19 protein-coding genes are annotated in these 21,251 nt (G+C 42.9%); 10 read left to right on the top strand and 9 right to left on the bottom strand.

Features of this window, described 5'->3' with window-relative positions; all coding sequences use genetic code 11:
• Positions 1-258 precede the first annotated feature (258 nt).
• Both V7K46_RS08730 and V7K46_RS08725 read left to right on the top strand, forming a co-directional pair.
• Positions 259-1,290, top strand: coding sequence for a hypothetical protein (locus tag V7K46_RS08730; protein WP_335112164.1), 1,032 nt, complete (start codon positions 259-261; stop codon positions 1,288-1,290).
• A gap of 395 nt (positions 1,291-1,685) precedes the next feature.
• Positions 1,686-1,919, top strand: coding sequence for an EF-hand domain-containing protein (locus V7K46_RS08725; RefSeq protein WP_335112162.1), 234 nt, complete (start codon positions 1,686-1,688; stop codon positions 1,917-1,919).
• 596 nt (positions 1,920-2,515) lie between these two features.
• Here the strand turns inward: V7K46_RS08725 and V7K46_RS08720 are convergent.
• The 5 genes from V7K46_RS08720 to V7K46_RS08700 form a co-directional block, all read right to left on the bottom strand.
• Positions 2,516-4,852: a two-partner secretion domain-containing protein gene (locus V7K46_RS08720; RefSeq protein WP_335112160.1), complete on the bottom strand. Its 2,337-nt coding sequence runs from the start codon at positions 4,850-4,852 to the stop codon at positions 2,516-2,518.
• A 248-nt stretch (positions 4,853-5,100) separates the two neighbouring features.
• Positions 5,101-5,388: a hypothetical protein gene (locus tag V7K46_RS08715; RefSeq protein WP_335112158.1), complete on the bottom strand. Its 288-nt coding sequence runs from the start codon at positions 5,386-5,388 to the stop codon at positions 5,101-5,103.
• 661 nt (positions 5,389-6,049) lie between these two features.
• A complete protein-coding gene (locus V7K46_RS08710; RefSeq protein ID WP_335112156.1) occupies positions 6,050-8,503 on the bottom strand; it encodes a two-partner secretion domain-containing protein in 2,454 nt (817 codons plus the stop codon).
• 163 nt (positions 8,504-8,666) lie between these two features.
• Complete coding sequence (locus V7K46_RS08705; protein ID WP_335112154.1) at positions 8,667-8,927, bottom strand: hypothetical protein; 261 nt, start codon at positions 8,925-8,927, stop codon at positions 8,667-8,669.
• Positions 8,928-9,169: 242 nt separating this feature from the next.
• Positions 9,170-9,997, bottom strand: a complete 828-nt coding sequence (locus V7K46_RS08700) for a carbohydrate ABC transporter permease (RefSeq protein WP_335112152.1) — start codon at positions 9,995-9,997, stop codon at positions 9,170-9,172.
• 179 nt (positions 9,998-10,176) lie between these two features.
• On the opposite strand from V7K46_RS08700, the gene V7K46_RS08695 reads away from it, so the two are divergent.
• The 5 genes from V7K46_RS08695 to folE all read left to right on the top strand — a co-directional run bounded on the left by V7K46_RS08695 (position 10,177) and on the right by folE (position 15,050).
• A complete protein-coding gene (locus tag V7K46_RS08695) occupies positions 10,177-10,875 on the top strand; it encodes an aldehyde oxygenase (deformylating) (RefSeq protein WP_335112150.1) in 699 nt (232 codons plus the stop codon).
• Positions 10,876-11,013: 138 nt separating this feature from the next.
• Positions 11,014-12,033 (top strand): long-chain acyl-[acyl-carrier-protein] reductase, encoded by a 1,020-nt coding sequence (locus V7K46_RS08690; protein ID WP_334973947.1) that lies wholly within the window; start codon positions 11,014-11,016, stop codon positions 12,031-12,033.
• 166 nt (positions 12,034-12,199) lie between these two features.
• Positions 12,200-13,180: an acetyl-CoA carboxylase carboxyltransferase subunit alpha gene (locus tag V7K46_RS08685; RefSeq protein WP_335112148.1), complete on the top strand. Its 981-nt coding sequence runs from the start codon at positions 12,200-12,202 to the stop codon at positions 13,178-13,180.
• 336 nt (positions 13,181-13,516) lie between these two features.
• Entirely contained in the window at positions 13,517-14,242 is a 726-nt protein-coding gene (locus tag V7K46_RS08680) for an SDR family oxidoreductase (RefSeq protein WP_335112146.1), read from the top strand.
• A gap of 100 nt (positions 14,243-14,342) precedes the next feature.
• A complete protein-coding gene (gene folE, locus V7K46_RS08675; protein WP_335112144.1) occupies positions 14,343-15,050 on the top strand; it encodes a GTP cyclohydrolase I FolE in 708 nt (235 codons plus the stop codon).
• Between the two features lie 97 nt (positions 15,051-15,147).
• Here folE and V7K46_RS08670 read toward each other — a convergent pair whose 3' ends face one another.
• A complete protein-coding gene (locus V7K46_RS08670; protein WP_335112142.1) occupies positions 15,148-15,780 on the bottom strand; it encodes a phosphoribosylanthranilate isomerase in 633 nt (210 codons plus the stop codon).
• 122 nt (positions 15,781-15,902) lie between these two features.
• On the opposite strand from V7K46_RS08670, the gene psaK reads away from it, so the two are divergent.
• Both psaK and V7K46_RS08660 read left to right on the top strand, forming a co-directional pair.
• Complete coding sequence (psaK, locus tag V7K46_RS08665) at positions 15,903-16,157, top strand: photosystem I reaction center subunit PsaK (protein ID WP_335112140.1); 255 nt, start codon at positions 15,903-15,905, stop codon at positions 16,155-16,157.
• Between the two features lie 346 nt (positions 16,158-16,503).
• On the top strand, positions 16,504-17,700 hold the full coding sequence (locus V7K46_RS08660) for a site-2 protease family protein (RefSeq protein WP_335112138.1): 1,197 nt from the start codon (positions 16,504-16,506) through the stop codon (positions 17,698-17,700).
• 439 nt (positions 17,701-18,139) lie between these two features.
• Here the strand turns inward: V7K46_RS08660 and V7K46_RS08655 are convergent, their stop codons facing one another.
• From V7K46_RS08655 to V7K46_RS08645, 3 genes are all read right to left on the bottom strand, one after another.
• Positions 18,140-18,760, bottom strand: coding sequence for a 2OG-Fe(II) oxygenase (locus tag V7K46_RS08655; RefSeq protein ID WP_335028737.1), 621 nt, complete (start codon positions 18,758-18,760; stop codon positions 18,140-18,142).
• A 164-nt stretch (positions 18,761-18,924) separates the two neighbouring features.
• Positions 18,925-19,185: a hypothetical protein gene (locus V7K46_RS08650; RefSeq protein WP_335112136.1), complete on the bottom strand. Its 261-nt coding sequence runs from the start codon at positions 19,183-19,185 to the stop codon at positions 18,925-18,927.
• Between the two features lie 373 nt (positions 19,186-19,558).
• The gene (locus V7K46_RS08645) at positions 19,559-19,690 is read right to left on the bottom strand and encodes a hypothetical protein (protein ID WP_335112134.1); all 132 of its coding nucleotides are present in this window, start codon (positions 19,688-19,690) and stop codon (positions 19,559-19,561) included.
• A 259-nt stretch (positions 19,691-19,949) separates the two neighbouring features.
• Here V7K46_RS08645 and V7K46_RS08640 point away from each other — a divergent pair, with 259 nt between their 5' ends.
• On the top strand, positions 19,950-21,191 hold the full coding sequence (locus V7K46_RS08640; protein WP_335112132.1) for a phosphotransferase family protein: 1,242 nt from the start codon (positions 19,950-19,952) through the stop codon (positions 21,189-21,191).
• The last annotated feature ends 60 nt before the right edge of the window (positions 21,192-21,251 follow it).

Raw genomic sequence — 21,251 nt, 5'->3', positions numbered from 1 at the left:
GAAAGCAAGAGAATTAAAATGCGAGAACAAATCTAAAATTATTGCTCGATAGCCCCTGAATTCATGTAACGTGGCTCAATCCAAAATCCCAAATCCAAAATCTCAAATCCAAAATCCCAAATCCAAAATTGAGTTCCAGAGGTGGTTTACCCCTTCCTACTATATTTGTTGTAACTCAAAATACCGTACTCCCCTTAAGTGAGAGTTCACAGATTGTGGCATAATAAGCCGATCGCATCCACTAGTTAGTCATCAATCGTGCAAGACACCGACTCCATCAACGACCTTGCTGCTGCTTTACAGCAGCCAGCAGATATTACCTTTAAACTGCCCGATCCAGAAGATGAACAGATTCTAGAGTCAGATTTTCAAGAGCAGCTAGAAATAGCTTGGCAGGTATGCGATCGCTTTGATTTGCAAACTGAAATCTGGCGGGGGCGAATTTTACGGGCTATCCGCGACAGAGAGAAAGTCGGTGGTGACGGACGCGGTACTGGCTTTCTGCGATGGCTAAAAGAGCGGGAAATCAGCAAAAGTCAAGCTTATGCCTGGATTCAATTGGCGAATAGTGCCGATACTCTGATCGAAGACGGTAAACTTGACCCAGGATCTGTGAACAACTTCAGTAAACGGGCTTTTGTTGAAACCTCCAAAGCATCGCCCCAAGTGCAACAGATGGTGAGTGAAGCTGCACAAAAAGGCGATCGCATCACCAGGCGGGAAGTACGTCAACTCAGCGATGAATGGACAGCCATGTCCTCAGATTTGCTACCGGAAGCAGTTAAGGAAAAAGCAGCAGATAACACCCTTCCCCCACGCTACATCGCCCCATTGGTGAAGGAAATGGAAAAACTGCCAGAATCGCACCAAAAATTTATTCAAAAGGAAATTGCTGCTAACCCTGATGTGGATACCCTGAAACAGGTAACTAATGAAGCGCGTAACTTGGCGAAATATCTCAAAGGGGCGGCTCAAGTGCAGGCGTTGACGCAGGAAGATGTTGACATTGAAACAGCCTTAGAAGAAGCGCAAAGAGTCGGCTGTTTGAGCATTGCTGCTGATTTGGTAAATCAAGCATCTCAAATTGAACAAACGATCGCTAAACTTTACATGACTTGGAAACGGATCAGTAATTTAGCAGATCGATTATATGTAGATACTGGCGCAAGTACACCCAACTTGCGATCGCTCCTCAATTGCTTGGAACCTCTGGGTGGTGAAATCATGGAATTGCAACTTAGTGGTGCGACTGAACACACTATTCGTTTGCAAATTCAGGAGACGAGTTAGGAGTATGATCTCGTTCCCATGCGGAGGATGGGAATGCCCATCTAGAGGCTCTTTCTCTAGTCAAATTCGGTAAAGCCTCTAGATATAGCCATTTTCAATCTGGTGAGGTACAGGTATGCAAACAGATTTAACCCCCTTCCCGTTTCAGGAAGGGGGAAAAATTCAAAGCCTCTGACGCCATATGCAACAAGAGTGGCTCGCCGGACGCCAGTCGTCTTTCAAGTTCCTGCTGACTAACGTAGGCGTAGCCCGCCGTAGGCATCGCTTATTCTTTTCCTAATTACAGAAATCCATTTATTGTCTAATTTGTCAATGCGTAAGTTCTGTTAACTTTCCTTGCGTCTTTGTCAAAATTTTGAGATATTAAATTAAAAAATTAATTCAGATAGAAACTTATGACAACCGAGCAAGAGCTTCAAACTCTTTTTAATACCTTAGATAGGGATCAAGACGGCAAAATCTCCATTAATGATCTCTTTTTAAGTCCTGGTTTAAGTGCAATCATCTCATCAGAAACAAATACCACTAGTCCCCAGGAATTACTAGTAAATTATGATTCAGACAAAGACGGTAGTATTACCTTTGAAGAGTTAAAGGAAGCTGTTGAGCAAGCAAATAGTTTAAACTAGCATTCAAAAAACAAGGGTATCAATACCCTATTGTCCTCATACCCTGTAAGGTGTGAGGGTGATTCTTCTCATTGCCATTGGTAAGAAATGTCAAAAAGTGGGAAGGTAGGATATTTAATCTTTAAATTGATGATTGGAATCATTACATTTTCTCTTACTCGTCTCGCTGCCTCCCGTCACTCGCACTCGCGACCACTGGGAAACGATAGAGGGGAACTTATCAGCACTCTTCCATAATTTGCTCACATCGACCTCATTAACAGACTTCTGTGGTTTCCTAGCTAAGTGACCACCGTAGGCATCGCTTATTCTTTTCTGATTTTCTATGTTGCATTGATTGTCTCATCTGTCAATGCGTAAGTTATGTACATTTGCGATTTCGGCGATGCCTGCGGCGGGCTACGCCTACGCATTTGCGATTTTCGCGATGCCTACGGCTGGCTACACCTACGCAATTGCTGATTGCGTTCATCCTAAAACAACTTCAGACAAAGACCTCTAAGAGGTTTTACTACCAAAACCTGTCCCTCTCCAACTCAAAGAGGAACAGGCTTGAACTTTAGTTTAAGATAGGGAGAGGTTTATCGAACTCATGTCTACTTAGCAGCGCAAGATGCAGTGTTGAGCCAAGAGTTATGGGGCGTCGCCGTGGGTACTTGAGCAACCAGAACCACGTTCCTATTAGCATCTATAACCCACCCTTGGGCTTCCACAATTTGAGTAGGTTCATTGACAGAATTAACTTTCTGTGATTTATCTTCTGTATTTCGCTGTGCCTGAACAACCGCTCTTTTCGGAATACTCTCAGCATGATTCTGACTTTCTGGAGAGAGTGTGATCCAATCTGCCAGCACCGCATCATCAGCTATCAATGGCTGCGTGGGATCGGCTATTAGTCCTCCACGCCCAGTCCTAATAAATGAACTCCTGGCTATTTTTGCACCCGAATTACAATCAGCAACAATCTGCTGCGAAGCATCAACCAAATTTACGGGTAGTTCCACTAATCCCCTACTGGGGTCAGCATCTGGTGAGTTGATTTGGACTGTGCCATTTAATGAAGGGTTTTGCTGAGAAAATGCAGTGATATCGTTCGTTTGAACCTTACTTGGTTTTAGTTGCTCTGGGTCTTTAGTGTTTAACAGCCTCTCTAAGTCTGTACGGGTGCGTGGCACAAAACCAAAGATATTCTTAGCGGTGATTGTGATTTTACCACCAGAGCCAGAAAAGGCATTGGCGGTGATATCGCTATTTCCCAAGGGAGGGGCGACAACGAAGCCATTAGATACATTGATGGTGATATTACCGCCATCTCCATTACCTTCGGCATTAGTGGTTATTTGACTGTTGCGCTGCATCAGTAATAAGTCCCGCACCTGTAGCGAAATATTTCCGCCCTTACCTGATTCACTATCAGATTTGAGTTTTCCTTCGTTGTCGAGCAGGATGGAGCGAACGCTTACATTGATGTCACCTGATGTTCTTCCTAGGTTGCGTCCATCCCCTAAAACGCTCACGTTTATTTCAGCTTTATCCCGGACAATCAATTTCCCTGTAGTAATTGTAATTTTCCCAGACTCGCCAAGACCGAAAGTTGTAGCAGACAAGATGCTAGGGTCACCTTGTGCTGTGGTTCCAATGAGCTCTACGGACTCGAAAGCGTTCACAGCTATATTACCTCCTTTGCCTGTAGCTGATATCCGTTGTGAGTTCTGTAACGTTCCACTAGAATCTGCTGATATCTCTGCTCCATCTTGAATAAGTAATCTCCCAGTTTTGATCGTTATGTCACCGGCCTTTCCCTCAGCGCCAGTTGTACTAAACAATGTACTAACAATAGTTTTATTATCTGGTCTGACAAAGCTACCAATCAGCTCTACAGATTCAAAGGCATTCACGATCAAATTTCCTGCCGCACCCTCGCCTATAGTAGAAGTACCTACTTGAGCGCTATCTCGAACAATTAATTTCCTTGTATTAATTGTTAAGTCTTTGCCAGGTATGTTACCCCTAGTCTGACTTGCCAAACGCACACCATAGCCAGCTAGTTCTACTGTCTTACCCTGTACCTGAATATTACCGCCACTATTGCCAGTCGTACTTACAATAGATGGAATTTTAGAACCGTCATCAGCTTGCCTCTGAATTAGTTGAATGTTCTGGAAATCTTGGACATCTTTATATCCCAAAGCCCAAGCTTGGTCTGTTAAGTTAAGATTGACCAAACTATTACCAGCAACACTTCCTAGCTCAATTTGTCCCGACTCTGCTGTTAAACTGCCGCCCTCTAGAGTTATATTACCGCCCAGAAGTGCCAAGGTTTTGCCAGGCTCTACTTGTAGACCAACGGTTATAGGAGAACTTGTACTATCTGATTTTACTTGGTGGGACGATTGATTGAGGATGGGATTAGCAGTTGCTCCAAATTGTAAACCAATGGGAACACTTACTCTCAGCAGAGGTACGCTTTTGGGATCTGTAGCACTAAACTGAGTACTATCGGCAAAGTTCAGACTACTCGCCGTACTTGCAACAAATGAACCACCGATGTTTAAAGAAGCATTGGGACCAAAAATAATCCCATTGGGATTAATTAGAAACAGGTTGGCTTTGTATTGAGCTTTAATTATGCCTTCAAGATTAGAAGGAGACTTCCCCGTTACTCGGCTAATAATATTCTCAACACTTTCAGCATTTCTAAACTCAGCAGTAGTCCCATTACCTACAGAAAACTCTTTAAAACTGTGGAACAAATAGCTTCCTACTGAAGTTCCACCTTCAATAATTGTGGTCTTGCCCTGTGGTATAACTTGAGAAGGAGGAGATAGAGTATCATCTGGGATAATTTGAGCAATAACAGACTTTCCAGAGAAAGCTATTGCACAAGCTATTGCAACTCCTAAACTTTTAAATAAGCTCCAAAGATTACTCATACAGGATATTGCACCGCTCAAAAGTACTACCAGTTAATGAACAATGGTTACACTTCACCTATATTAACAAATGGGACTTTGGTAAACAATAAAGGTTGTGTTATGTTGAGACAAACGTAGTAGTTTGATAAGAATTTCCCAGCAAAGCAATAGGAGTTATAGCTCAATATATTCAGTTAAAAACTCAAACCTAAATTTGCGTAGGTTGGGTAGAGTAACAGCGAAACACAACCTATAATTATTAACTATTATGGTTTGCACTTCACACAAATTTCACCTTCAAGGCAGCATGTCGATAATACGATATGTTTGCCAGGAATTAAGAATGAACAGTTCGTATCATTCAATGGAGTTTTAGTTAGATTAATACTGCATTCAATTTTCAAGGCATTCTTTTTTGAAATACCGTACTTTTCTAATACCTTAGTTAGTTTTGAATTCTGGATTATATCGCGCATTTCCTGCCGAATCTCGTCTTGTAACTGCTCTAACTTTTGAGAATCCAGAGATGCTTGTTGTGAAGTTTGAGATTCCATAAATTTTACTTTCCTTGCAGACTGGTAAATGTGTGAACTTATCTTGTGATGTACTAAATTAACGTGACTTTAATTAGTACAGTTTGGCAATGAAGGAATCAACGATACAGAGTTTAGAGTGGCACGAAAGCATTAGGTTATCTATTGCTCTTGCGAACTCCGATAATTATGACTTCAGCTTGGCTAGTAATAATTTCGTATTGTGTAATAAAACTTCATATATTTCTGGTGGATTTCCTTAAAGCATTCATAAATCTGGCTACTAACCGTTGATCACTCAAGAGGATTGAGTAATTGATACCTCCTCAACTCTCACACTCTGCTTACTGTTTGCATAAGCCCACAAGCTAAAGCCTTACCATTACCCATTTCATCTTTCTCATCCCGCCACAAAATCAAATATGTTTTTTGTGTGGGTGTTGAGGATGATGAAATCTGCGATACCTTTGGTGGGCTACGCCAACGCACCCACAGCTTAATTTATTACAAAGGGCGATCGCTTGCATAAAGGTTATAGCGAATGAGCGATCGCACCCATAGCTGAGTTTAGTAGGAGGTGCGATCGCTTGCATGAAGGTGATAGCGAATTAGCGATTGCACCCATAGCTGAGTTTAGTAGGAGGTGCGATCGCACTAACAAAAATTACGAGAATCTCAATTTTTAATTAGCAGCGCAAGATGCAGTGTTGAGCCAAGAGTTATGGGGCGTCGCCGTGGGTACTTGAGCAACCAGAACCACGTTCCCATTAGCATCTATAACCCACCCTTGGGCTTCCACAATTTGAGTAGGTTCATTGACAGAATTAACTTTCTGTGATTTATCTTCTGTATTTTGCTGCACCTGAACAACCGCTCTTTTGTGAATACCGCCAGCACGATTCTGACTTTCTGGAGAGAGTGTGATCCAATTTGCCAGCACCGCATCATCAGCTATCAATGGCTGCGTGGGATCGGCTATTAGTCCTCCACGCCCAGTCCTAATAAATGAACTCCTGGCTATTTTTGCACCCGAATTACAATCAGCAACAATCTGCTGCGAAGCATCAACCAAATTTACGGGTAGTTCCACTAATCCCCTACTGGGGTCAGCATCTGGTGAGTTGATTTGGACTGTGCCATTTAATGAAGGGTTTTGCTGAGAAAACGCCGTAATGTCATTTGTTGGTAGGTTATTCGGGTTTTTTTTGCCTGTTAAATCAAGCTTCTCTACGTCTGCACCTGTGCGTGGCACAAAACCAAAGATGTTCTTAGCGGTGATTGTGATTTTACCACCTGAGCCAGAGAAGGCATTGGCAGTGATATCACTATTTCCAGAGGGAGGCGCGACGATGAAGCCATTGGGTGCATTGATGATGATATTACCGCCATCTCCACTAAGCCTTGCTGTACCTGCGTTAGTGGTTATTTTACTTTCGCGGCGCATCAATAATAAGTCCCGCACCTGTAGCGTAATATTCCCGCCTCGACCTGATTCGGTTTCAGATGTAAGTTTCCCTTTGTTGTCCAGAAGTATGGAACGAGCGGTTATATTTAAATCGCCTGCTTTCCCTAAGTTATTTGGATCTCCGATATATATTACATTTTTTCTAGCTTGGCTGCTCACAGTTATTGCAGCCCCATCCTTGATAATCAATCGCCCTGTAGTTAAAGTCAAGTTTCCGCCATCTCCAGGCCCTTCAGTTCCAGAAAACAACCCACTGAGTCTAGAACCATTTGGTGAGGTTCCAATTAGTTTTACTGATTCAGAGGCGTTTACCGTCAAATTTCCTGCTTTTCCTGTATTTGCTGGTATAAGTTGGTTAATGATATACTTATATATGCCCTCAGAGCTTGTTGATATTCTTGCCCCTCCCTCGATACGCAACTTTCCAGTATTAATTGTGATGCTGCCAGCGTTTTTATCACTATAAGTTGCACTAAATAATCCACTCGATATTAAATCACTACCATCTCGCAAGACAGGAATGGAGGTGCCGCCGATTAGTTCCACGGAATCTGAGGCGTTTATGGTCAATTGCCCGTACAATTGTCCTCCATCTCTGACCACCAACTTTTTAGTAGTGACATTTATGTTTCCAGAGTTTTCGGTGGAGAAACTCTGAGTAAACAGTTGGGCATCTTGCTCAACTACTACAGAGTCTGAGGCGTTCAGTGTCACATTCCCCCCTGACTGATCTTGCAAGGGATAAGCTAGAATTACGAAACTGCCAGCTATCCACACAAGCTTCCCTTGCATCTGGATATTGCCACCACTGTCTCCATGAGTATCGATGGTGGATGAAATTTGGTTCGATTTGATTAATTCGATGTTCTGGAAATTTGGAACACCTTCATATCCAAATGCCCAACCTTGGTTCGTTGGACTTAAACTGACCAGACTATTACCAGCGACGCTTCCTAACTCAACGCTTCCGTCGTTTGCTGTGATATTTCCCCCATCTAGCGTTATATCACCGCCTATAAGTGCCAACGTTTTGTCTTGCTGCACCTGTAGACCAACGCCTTTTCCAAAGTAATTAGTTGCGCCACCTGGTTTTGCTTGGGATTGATTGCGGATGGGAGCCGCAGTTGCTCCGAATTGTAAACCAATGGGAATACTTACTGTCAGTAAGGGTGTAGTTTGAGGAGATGTAGCACTAAATTTTGTACCGTCAGCAAAGTTCAGACTACTCGCTGTACTTGCAACAAATGAACCGTTGATATTTAAAGAAGCATTGGGCCCAAAAACAATGCCGTTAGGATTAATTAGAAACAGGTTGGCTGTGCCGTTAGCTTTCAGAATGCCATCTATATTAGAAATAGAATTGCCTGTCACCCGACTGATGATGTTTTGAATATCTCCTGCATTGTTAAAGTGGGCTGTCCTTCCCGCAGAGACAGAAAACTGTTCAAAGCTGTGGAACAAATTTGTACCACGAACTGCCCCACCATCAATCTGGTCTGTAGGCTGACCATCGATTAGTTTTGGTGTAATGATTGAACTTTCAGATCCAAGTGTGCCATCTTTTTGTATTTGGGCTAAGGCAAAACTCTCAAAGAAAGTGAGCACTCCAGCAATTGCTAAAGTACTCACTATGCCTAACTCCCAGCACCAACTGCTTCGGTATCGAGACATCACAAACTTGCACCCAAAAACTAAGAGTATATTGAAATACTGCTCTTTGCTAATTAGGTATGGTGATACTTAGGATTATCTCTTTAGCCTAACTAGTAAATGCAAAGTTTAGCATTTTTATACTCACTATAATAAACTCTTTATAGTACGGAGACTAAACTATTTAGCAGTTACAACCGTAAGGGTTGCCAGTTGGGCAAGGAATACACCAGGAATATTGCGTTAGCACAATTTCCTGTTCTGTGCCTGCATTACCAGATTTGATTTTATTTGGATCAAGATTGCACTGCCACTGAACTACCAGAGCTCTATCATCTAATACTCCGTACTTCTCAAGCACTGCATATAAGCCAGCGTTATTAACGCTTTCAAGCAGTTTCTGTTGAACTTCGTCTTGTAACTGCTGTAATGTTTCAGGGTTCATGACTGTTTCCATTTCCTACAGGATATGTATAATTGTTGCTTCAGCTTGGCTAATAATAATTACGCATAGTGTCATCAAACTTAATATTTGACTGCTGGATTTCCTTTAGGCATTGCTGATCTATAAGAGACCTGCAAATAAAAAAATATCTAACTACTTCTTGCGGGATGGAGAGAAGTCTGAGTGGTGAAAATCTTTGCTCAAACTTTCCGCAAAATATAAAATTCGGATAACTTGCTTTACTAATTCTTAATCCCTGTCGCAGCAATACCCTGAATAAACTGACGCTGACCGATGAGAAATAATACCATCACTGGAACTGTCGCGATCGTCACCGCCGCCATCATCAAAGGCCAATTATTCGTAAATTGCTCTTGAAACTCAGCCAACGCCAGTTGCACCGTTCTTAATTCGGGACGTGTGGTAAACACCAAAGGCTTAAACAAATCATTCCATTCGCCGATGAAGGTAAACAAAAACAGCGTCACCAACGCCGGACGGGCTAAAGGTAACATCACTCGCCACAAAATTTGCAGTCGGTTCGCCCCATCTATAGCTGCGGCTTCCTCTAACTCCACCGGAATTGTCTGGAAATACTGACGTAACAAGAAAATCCCAAAGCCGTTGACAGCAGTGGGTAAAATCAGCGCCCCATAGGTATTTATCAGGTGTCCCCACTTCAAAACCAAAAAGATGGGAATCACCAATAACTGAAAGGGAATCACCAAAGTTGCTAAAACCACCAATAGCAGCGCTTGGCGTCCCCGAAACTTTAGCCGTGCTAGGGCGTAACCAGCCAAAGCAGAAGTGACAATCTGAAACGCCGTCACAGCGATCGCTACCAAGGTAGAATTAGCAAACGCCAGCAAAAATTTTCCCTGTTGCCATGCAACGCGGTAATTAGCTAAAGACCAGTTATTTTTGGATAAATTTCCCAGACTGGCTACCGGCGGTGCAAAGGAGGTGAGAAAGACTACAAATAGAGGGAGTAGAACGACAAATGCCCCTAGCAGTAAGACTACTAGGCTCAAAAAATCCCCAGATTTCAGATTCGGGTTTGGCTTGGACATTACTTAAGATGCAAAGCATTTGTTTCGCTAGTACTAGAGCATTGCCCCCAGCAACAATTAATCTATAAACATAGTCTACTTGTTAAGTTAAATTAAACCACAGTGATTGTTACCCTCAGTTCAGAGGGTAGATTGAATCCTGGTATCAAATAATTCAGTTTTACAGGAGTAAACATACCATGCAGCAGCTTACAGACGAATTTAAAGGATTAGATTTCAAGAGCGAAACATACAAAGATGCTTATAGCCGGATTAATGCGATCGTGATTGAAGGGGAACAAGAAGCCCATGAGAATTACATCACACTAGCCCAACTGCTGCCGGAATCTCATGATGAATTGATTCGCCTCTCTAAGATGGAAAGTCGCCACAAGAAAGGATTTGAAGCTTGTGGGCGCAATTTGAAAGTAACTCCAGATTTGCAATTCGCCAAGGAGTTTTTCTCTGGACTACACCAAAATTTCCAAACAGCGGCAGCATCCGGTAACGTCGTTACTTGTCTGTTAATTCAGTCTTTGATTATTGAATGTTTTGCGATCGCTGCATATAACATTTACATCCCTGTTGCCGATGATTTTGCCCGTAAAATCACTGAGGGAGTAGTAAAAGAAGAATATAGCCACCTCAACTTTGGAGAAGTTTGGTTGAAAGAACACTTTACAGAATCCAAAGCTGAACTAGAGCAAGCAAATCGCCAGAACCTACCCATCGTCTGGAGAATGCTCAACCAAGTAGAGGGTGATGCCCACACAATGGCAATGGAAAAAGATGCTTTAGTAGAAGATTTTATGATTCAGTATGGTGAAGCATTGAGTAACATCGGTTTCACGACTCGCGATATTATGCGCTTGTCAGCTTACGGACTCATAGCCGCTTAATAAAAAGTTAGAAGCGGAGCCGGTAATGCTCCGCCTCCAGTGAGGAATGATCAGTGAGAAATTATGAATCGTACTCCTAACTCCTAACTCCACAAAATTTACACGCGCTCAAGACAGCATAAGCCTAATAATTATTACATGTTTGGTCTAATTGGACATCTGACTAGTTTAGAACACGCTCAAGCGGTAGCTCAAGAATTGGGATACCCAGAATATGCCGATCAAGGGCTAGACTTCTGGTGCAGCGCCCCGCCGCAAATTGTTGATAGCATTATTGTCACTAGTGTAACTGGGCAACAAATTGAAGGACGGTATGTAGAATCTTGCTTTCTGCCGGAGATGCTAGCTAGTCGCCGCATCAAAGCTGCAACGCGCAAAATCCTCAACGCTATGGCCCATGCACAAAAGCACGGTATTAACATCACAGCTTTAGGCGGATTTTCCTCGATTATTTTTGAAAATTTTAAGTTAGAGCAGTTTAGCCAAGTCCGCAACATCAAACTAGAGTTTGAACGCTTCACCACAGGAAACACGCACACTGCCTACATTATTTGTAAGCAGGTGGAAGAAGCGTCAAAACAACTGGGAATTGATCTATCAAACGCGACAGTTGCTATATGTGGAGCAACTGGTGATATTGGTAGTGCAGTTACACGCTGGCTAGATGCGAGAACAGATGTTAAAGAACTTTTGTTGATAGCCCGTGATCAAGAACGTCTCAAAGAGTTGCAAGGCGAACTGGGGCGGGGAAAAATCATCGGTTTGACAGAAGCACTACCCCTAGCTGATGTTGTAGTTTGGGTTGCGAGTATGCCCAAAGGCGTGGAAATTGACCCCACGACTTTGAAACAACCCTGTTTGTTGATTGATGGTGGCTATCCTAAAAACTTAGCAACGAAAATTCAGTATCCTGGTGTACACGTGTTAAATGGTGGAATTGTAGAACATTCCCTGGATATTGACTGGAAAATTATGAAAATAGTCAATATGGACGTGCCAGCCCGCCAGTTGTTTGCTTGTTTTGCCGAATCAATGCTGTTGGAATTTGAGAAGTTATACACGAACTTTTCGTGGGGGCGAAATCAGATTACCGTAGACAAAATGGAGCAGATTGGTCGGGTGTCAGTAAAACATGGATTTAGACCACTGCTGGTTTAACAGTTAAGAGTTAGGAGTAGAGACGCGATTAATCGCGTCTGTACAGGAGTTAAGAGTTAATAACTTTCATAAGTCCACACCTTCTCAAACCTCACTCCTGGCTCCTCACTTCTCACTGCTCAGTCCTGATAGAAATAACTCATAACTCGTAACTATAACCCCTACGATGGCAACTACCGAGCGTAAACCGCTACTGTTAGATTTTGAAAAACCCCTAGCAGAACTCGCAACCCGAATTGATCAAATTCGGCAACTTGCAGAAGAAAATGGTGTCGATGTTTCTGGTCAAATTCGTCAACTAGAAGCACGCGCCATGCAACTGCGTGAGGAAATTTTCACTAGTCTATCCCCGTCCCAGCGATTGCAAGTCGCTCGTCATCCGCGTCGCCCCAGTACTCTCGATTACATTCAGGCTATTAGTGATGAATGGATGGAATTGCATGGCGATCGCTGTGGTGGTGACGATCCGGCTTTAGTTGGTGGTGTCGGTCGTCTGAGTGGGCAACCTGTGGTGATGTTGGGTCATCAAAAAGGTCGCGATACCAAAGACAATATTGCCCGTAACTTTGGAATGCCTTACCCTGGCGGCTACCGCAAGGCGATGCGGTTGATGGAACACGCCAACAAGTTTAGTATGCCAATACTAACCTTTATCGACACGCCAGGAGCTTGGTCTGGGGTGGAAGCAGAACACCAAGGTCAAGGAGAGGCGATCGCCTACAACTTGCGGGAAATGTTCTGCTTAGATGTGCCAATTATCTGCACAGTCATCGGTGAGGGCGGTTCTGGCGGCGCACTCGGTATTGGTGTAGGCGATCGCCTGCTAATGTTTGAACACTCCGTTTATACCGTTGCCACTCCCGAAGCCTGTGCTGCCATTTTGTGGAAAGATGCCGCTAAGGCTCCCCAAGCCGCTGTTGCTCTGAAAATTATTTCCCACGACCTGAAAAAGTTGGGAATTATCGACCAAATATTACCTGAACCCACTGGTGGCGCTCATTCTGACCCTTTAAAAGCCGCTACCACTCTCAAGCAAGTGCTGCTGGAAAATTTGGACGAACTCAATCGTTTAACCGCTCCAGAACGCCGCCAACTGCGGTATGATAAATTCCGCAAAATTGGTGTTTTTACAGAAGTTGCCCACTAAGATTAGCCGAGCAGCAATGTTATAATTGCCTATGTGCTTAAAGATTTTTAACAATCTAGCCATAGGCATTCGCATGTTTGGCAAATATACTCAAGTTGATTGAATAGCTTTTATATTATTAAGTAATCTAATTTGAGTCGACGGTGTGATTTAACGGGCGATGATTTGTTGTCTTTACTGGAAAAACCCATAAAATACCGACTATTGCACTGCATTGTAGCAGTTGCTGAATGAAAATCATCAGATTTTTAGATTCCTTTAATCTATCCAAACCGAGAAGTGTGAATAATGGGGTGGTAATAGGCTTTGGGAACTGCCCAAAAATTGGGAGACACCATGAGTGTTGAGCAAAAACGACGCGCCCTGATTACTGGGGCCAGTAGTGGAATTGGGAAAGCAACGGCTTTAGCCTTTGCAAAAGCGGGAATAGATGTGGCTTTAGTCAGCCGTTCTTTGGATAAGTTGGAGGCGGTAAGAGAAGCTGTACAGCACACTGGGGTGGAAGCGAAAGCTTATGTTGTAGATTTAGAGCGGGTCTTTGAAGTAAAAGAAAAGATCCAAGCGATCGCCCTTGACTTTGGTGATATAGACATTCTGGTAAACAGTTCTGGCATAGCATATACAGCTACTTTGAGCCAAACCCCCCTAGAGGACTGGCAGCAGGTAATTAACTTGAATCTTACCAGCGTGTTTCAGTGCATTATAGGGATTTTGCCTTCAATGCGCGATCGGGGTACAGGCACAATTATCAACATTGCCTCAATTGCCGCCAAGCAACTGTTTCCCGGTTGGGGAGCATACAGCGTCAGCAAGGCTGGTTTGATCGCCCTCTCTCAAACCCTGGCACAAGAAGAACGCACCTACGGCATTCGTGTCACGGTTATTTGTCCTGGGGCAGTCAATACCGAACTTTGGGACACAGAAACAGTCCATGCCAACTTAGACCGTTCCAAGATGTTAACCCCGGAAATTGTGGCTCAGTCAATTCTTTACACAGTTCTGTTGCCACAACAGGTAGTTATTGATGAATTGACCCTAATGCCCAGCGCTGGCGCACTCTAATTGCGAAGTTAGGAGTTAGGAGTTAGGAGTTAAGAATTAGAATTTTTAACTCATAATTCACAACTCCTAACTAAATTCAAACTATAACCAAGACTCAATCATGACTATTGCTAGTTCCAACGGTTCCAATTACTCTCAATCACCTCTAATTCCCGATTTGGCAGAAGCCATAACTCCTAGACCCGATCGCAATACTAATAACGGGCGACAAGCGGATGTATTCCCACCCAAAGAGGAACAGATGGAGGAAATGGAGGATGCCGTGCGGACACTAATATTGGGAGTTGGCGAAGACCCCGAACGCGAAGGACTCCTCAAAACACCCAAGCGAGTGGCCGAGGCAATGCGGTTTCTTACCAGTGGCTACAACCAATCCCTTGAAGAACTCGTTAACGATGCCATCTTTGATGAGGGACATAACGAGATGGTACTAATTAGAGATATTAATTTCTTTAGTCTGTGCGAACATCATATGCTGCCATTTATGGGTAGAGCACACGTTGCTTATATCCCCAACCAAAAAGTTGTGGGACTGAGTAAACTGGCTCGCATTGTTGAGATGTATTCTCGCCGCTTGCAAGTACAGGAAAGGCTAACCCGCCAAATTGCCGAAGCAATCCAAACCATTCTAGAACCTCAAGGTGTCGCCGTTGTGATGGAAGCTAGCCATATGTGTATGGTGATGCGGGGCGTCCAGAAACCAGGTTCTTGGACTGTGACTAGCGCAATGGTTGGTGTGTTTCAAGAGGAGCAGAAAACCCGTGAAGAATTTTTTAACTTGATTCGCCACCAAGCAGCGTTCTTTTAAGGAATGGGGAGTGGGCATTAGGCACAAGAGGCAGAAGGGCAAAGGGGAAAGACTTACTACAACTTCTCCTCTGCTCCCCCTGCTCTCCCTGCTCTCCTTACTCCCTACTCCCCAATTTCTCAAACAACTTGGCTACTTTATCTAAATCTTTATTTCCAGGTGAACGTTCCACACCACTAGATAAATCAACGCCGCTAGGATTAACCTGACTCAGGGCTTCCACAATATTATCTGCTGTTAGTCCTCCAGCCAAAAACCAAGGGCAACTAGGGCTAAATTGTTCTAGCATCGTCCAATCTAAGGTTTTGCCTGTACCACCCAGTTGTTGCGGATGGTAGGCGTCAAGTAGTAAAGTATCCACGTATTTTATGTAATTATCTGCTGTGTCAAGATGCTCAAGACTACCAATTCTGAGCGCTTTAAGAATTTCGATATTGGATAAAGATTGACGTAACTGGTAGCAAAAGTCTGGTGATTCATCTCCGTGTAACTGGACACCAGTCAACCCCGAATCAGCAACAATCTGACTGATTTCGGGGATACTAGCGTTGGCAAAAACACCAATTGTGTCAATATTTGCCGGTAGTTCTGCTACTGCTGCCCGAATTTGGGATACGGTAACGTAGCGAGGTGAGGTTGGTACACAAATAAATCCTAATGCCGTTGCGCCCAGAGAGGCGATCGCTATAGACTGCTGTGGTTGAGTGATGCCGCAAATCTTAACACGCATGAAAATCTAACAAATTTAAAATAATCATTTGAAAAGTCTAAACTATCTAAAAAACTTTTGGGCCTTGGTAATTTTATAATCTTGTAGGTCTAGATAAACTTTTCCATTTAGGAGACAAAAGCTTGACTTTATCTATTTTAGTAGCAGCCGCTGCATCTGTTCCCGCAACACCTGCGTGGAATCCTACAGTTGGGATCATCATCAGCATCAGCAGCTTAGTAGTGCTTTTACTAAGTACTAGGATTGAAAAACCCCTAGTTGGCCCCAAGTTCCCTATCCTGCCGATCAGTGTTCCAACATTCGTTGCAGCGATGGCTTTTGGTCATGTTATCGGTATTGGCATCGTTTTAGGACTGACTAACATCGGTCGTCTATAGTTTTGCAATGACAAAGGCGTTACAAGTAACGCCACGATCAATACAAAACTCCTAAAAACGATTTTGGGCAGGGGGAGTAGGGAAGAAATAACTTATGCCCGATGACGCCACTTGCTTCTCCTAAGGGAGACGCTACGCGAACAAGCCGGGAAACCCGTCCAACGCAGTGGCTCCCCCATGCCCCACTCTAGAGTTTTGCTCACAGGCATTAATTGTCTATTGTAGAAATAAGAGCATTTCGTCACGTCGGCACTACCGAATTGATGCTCAATATAAATGTGTATACAACTATGTGTAGTATCTCGGTATAAAAACTACTGGCGATATCTAGTTTTAGGACAATGTAATGCAAACAAATTGGAAAATTGGGTCTTTATTTGGAATTCCCCTGTTTTTAGACCCGTTATGGTTTGTGATTTTAGGGTTGGCAACTCTCAATTTTGGGGTAGCTTATCAGGAATGGGGAAACGTCATAGCTTGGAGTGCTGGAATAGTTATGGCACTGTTGCTATTTGGTTCGGTGTTGCTACATGAGTTGGGTCACAGCTTGGTAGCCCGATCGCAAGGCATTAAAGTTAATTCAATTACCCTATTTCTGTTTGGCGGGATTGCTGCTATTGAAGAAGAATCTAAAACTCCTTTCAAAGCCTTTCAAGTAGCGATCGCTGGGCCTTCGGTGAGTATCATACTATTTTTCCTGCTCCGGTTGGGAGTAATTGTAATACCTGATACTAGTCCACTCAGTGTTATGGTTGGAGATTTGGCGAGAATTAACTTGGTGGTGGCTCTATTTAACCTGATTCCAGGCTTACCTTTAGATGGAGGGCAAGTGTTAAAAGCAGCACTATGGCAAATGACAGGTAATCGTTTTCAAGCCGTACACTGGGCGGCAAAGGCTGGGCAAATATTGGGTTATGGTGCGATCGCTCTAGGATTTGTTGTAGATTTTTTGACCAGAGAGTTAGTAGTTGGTTTGTGGATTGCGCTGTTAGGTTGGTTTGCTGTCCGCAACGCTAACAGCTATGACAATGTGACTACATTGCAAGAAAGCTTGCTCAAGGTGGTGGCGGCTGATGCGATGACGCGTGATTTTCGCGTTGTTGATGCTGACCAGACATTACGTTCCTTTGCCGATTTATACCTATTGGAAACCGCTCCCTCACAGGTTTATTTTGCTGCTTCTGATGGACGTTACCGGGGTCTAGTTTCCATTGACGATTTTCGTTTGACCCAAAGGAGCGAATGGGAAACCCAAACCTTACACAGCATTGTGCATCCCCTGACAGAAATACCCACTGTTGCTGAAGCAACAACGATAGCTGAGGTCATTAACAAGCTAGAAAATGAGCAGTTACCTCGAATTACCGTGCTTTCTCCCGCTGGTGCCGTAGCTGGTGTAATTGACCGGGGAGATATTGTGCGATCGTTGGCACAGAAATTAAATTTGCGAATAACGGATGCTGAAATTAAGCGGGTCAAAGAGGAAGGTAGCTATCCGGCTGGATTGCAATTGGGAGGAATAGCGAAGTCCATTACAAATTAAGTGTCATACGCTCGTCATAGTTTTGCAATAGACACGTCAAAAGCGTGTGTGATATTTAATTTGGTATTTGGTTACAAAATGCTTTTTTTGGGTAAAAGGTAGGAAGTCCTACCTTTTTTATTTTTTAACCTGAGTTCGCCGTCAGAAAATGTCCCAAAACATTAGACATAAAGCTTTCGGGTGAAAAACGCACTCGTGTGTTATCAACAAGGCTCTCATAGCCAATTAGTGTCTGATTTCAAGATGCTCCACATCATCAAAGACTTTCAGCTTTATCTCGTCAATGTTTAAAGCGGCGTAATTTAAGTACAAGAAAGAAAAACGAACCGCATACTCCTACGGAGAAGCAAGCTACGCGTAGCGTCTCGTAAAGAAGAACGCATAGACATGTTCGCGTTGGCGGAGCCTCTCGTAGAGAAGTAGTAAATTCAATACTAAACTATGAGGCATACTTTCTCTTTTTGGTTGTAGACTGAGTGCTTCTTGACTCTACAGTGAACTCTGGAATTTCCTGGAGTTCAGCTTCACTCAAACTATACTGTTCACAAACTAAACTTAAGCGATTACCTGGGGTTTTCACAGCATTAACAGAATGGGTTAAATCACCTTGAAAGTAAAGTAGAGTATTGATTTGTGGCTTAATTTGCCCAAGTTGGCGTTTGTGCGATCGCAATACCAGTTCTCCTCCTTCCATATCGGGAGGTACTCGCACATAGAGGACACTGACAACCGCAGGTGGTTCAATGGTTTTGGAGTAAGAACGCAAGGAGCGATCGATATGCGGATCGACACGGGAGCCTTCTTTTAGCTGTAAAGGATTAAGGTAAAAAGCATTACAATTCGGCTGGAGAGCTAAATCTAGGTAAGGCTTGAAGTAGGGAAACTGCTGTTCTACTTTTGCTAATCCAGAACGCTGAAATACTACGGAAAATCCTTTAGTGGCAACAAAATCACGGTTGAGGTTGTTGATAGCAAAGTAAGAACAAGCTTGAATTTCTCCCCACAAGTTATTTAGGTAATCGCTGGGGAAAGCGTTGGTTTGTTGTTGATAGTGTTTCATGATGGATATGGGGAGCGTACAGAACTAGCAGGGGTTAAAGATTGTAGCGTAATTTGTGACTGGAGAAAAGGTTAAAGACTATAGTAAAATCCTTTTAAACTGAAATAAAGAGCTAGGTAGTTTGAGTTATTTTTGGGAGATGACAAAAAACTTTTTGTGTTTTTTTAGTCATTATCTATATCCAATGAAATCAAATAGTTATTTATTTGTCGCACGGAAAGCGGATATTGTTGTAATGCGAAACTAATTGCTTTAAAAACTTGCTTCGGATCTATATCGTCATATTCATTATTATTTTGCGTATAAGCCTCACGCTGTTCTTCATCACAAAAAACAGCAAAATCCCAGTCCCTATTTGCGTTTGTGTTACCAGTAGCTCTCGATTGTGTAGTGATATTTCCAGAGAATGTGCGCGATCGCCTCAAGCAAAAACTCCCCACCTTATGCCAGTTGTACGATATCGAAACTAGGAGTTAACTCTTGTGGGATGGGCTTCCAATAGGGTTGAGATAAGCTCTTGAGGCTCTTGAGGAAGGTTTTTTATTTGCAAGTCTTTTAACATACTTGACAGAAGTACAGTTACATAAGATGCACTCATGTAGCCGTTATCTGCGATCGCCTATAGTTATCTACAATTTGTCGGTGGCACAAATGACGTAAGCACAAGGTTTTCAGACATAAATTCTGAAACTTAAAGAAAAAAATAATTACTAATTGCCTAAAAAGTCCGGTTTTTTTGGCTTTGTGATGATAAATAAAAATAATACCGTTGAATGTCATGCTTCCTTCTGCAAAGGATTACTGAAATTCTTTGCTGCTTTCAGGATCACTACTAAACACCGAACAACATCTGCCGCCAATCAGTTTTTTGCTGGGGATGCTTCTGCGCCACAAACCTGGAGATGCAGCTACATCAAAAGGCTCTACCATAAAACTTGCTCTAGATGTATCTAAATAACTATGTTGATAAAGTGTAAAGATGTCACGCTATCTGGGAGCAAATTTTAAAGTAATTGTAAAGGACTTGGTGCCATTTTGGCAGGTTTTTATCCCAAAGATGGGATATTAGTAGATTGTACAAATCTTTATTGTTATTCACACCCTAGTTACTATCTACCGATAACTGCTAAGTACAAGCAAATACCAACATAGATAAGTTTAAGTAATTTAATGAAGTAGGAAATAATACATGGTATTATCACTGTCTTCTCATAACGTTATCCAGTATCTGCAAGATGCGGGGCTGTGTAGCTCAGAAGATGGCGCATCAGACAAATCTGAGTTGCCAGGAAGTAGTAAGAACAATTTCAATTTACTAGTGACTCTAGCAGATAATCGCAAACTGCTCATTAAACAAGAACGTAACGTTAATAACAAAGACGCTGCGCCCCATGATTTGTTTCAGGAGTGGCTGTTTCATCGGTTGCTCCAGCAGTTTCCAGTTCTTGGCAATATTTCTGCGATTGCACCATTGGTAGTACATTTTGACGAAGAAAATTCTATCCTCGTCCGCAATTACCTGAGTGAATATCTGGAGCTTGCGATATTCTACCACAACAATGAGATTTTTCCACCACAAATTGCTTCTGCGATCGGCACTAGTTTGGCAGGACTCCATCGGGCAACCTATAACCGCCGAGAATATAGGGATTTTATGGCAACTGCTCCCGAAGGAGAGTTTCGCTATGGCTTTTACAATCCGGCGCAAGGGTTAGAGTCAATTGGGCCGGAGATTTTTGGAACGGTTCCCACCGATGCGCTGAAATTCTATCTACTCTACCAGCAGTCGGAGAGTTTAGAATCAGCGATCGCAGATTTGGCATATGACTGGAATCCTTGCTGCTTGACTCACAACGACCTAAAATTGAACAACATTTTGGTTCATTCCAGGTGGGAGAAACTAGACAATTGCCTAGTACGACTAATTGATTGGGAAGCTTGTTCTTGGGGAGATCCAGCCTTTGATTTAGGAACTTTACTAGCAAGCTATTTAGGAATTTGGCTCAAGAGCCTCGTAGTAGACCCTACCATTGAGTTAGAAGAATCTCTACATCTGGCGTTGACACCTTTAGAGATTTTACAACCTTCAATTGTTGCCCTAATTAGAGCTTATATAAATGCTTTCCCGATGATTTTGGAATACCGCAGTGACTTTATTTTGCGCGTTATCCAGTTTGCGGGGCTAGCACTGATTCATCAAATTCAGGATATGATTACCTGCCGCAAATCCTTTAATAATGCTGATATCTGTATGCTGCAAGTGGCTAAAAGTTTACTCATTATGCCACAGCAAGCTATACTCACTATTTTCGGGATATCAGAGTCAGAAATCCTGAATCCTGTGGCAAAAATCCATAAACTTCCTCAGCCTGTAAAGGAGCCACAGCTACTTCGGATTTATTACGAAAAGACTCGGCTTCGCGGTTGTTAATGGCAGGGAGCAGAACAATTTAAAAGCTGGGTTTCAAATAAAGTTAGATGTTTTGAATGG

Origin of the sequence: Nostoc sp. (genome assembly GCF_036917395.1) — a bacterium.
Taxonomy (GTDB): domain Bacteria; phylum Cyanobacteriota; class Cyanobacteriia; order Cyanobacteriales; family Nostocaceae; genus Nostoc.
Note: the sequence above shows the minus strand (reverse complement) of the source record. Positions and strands in the feature narration are given on the sequence as shown.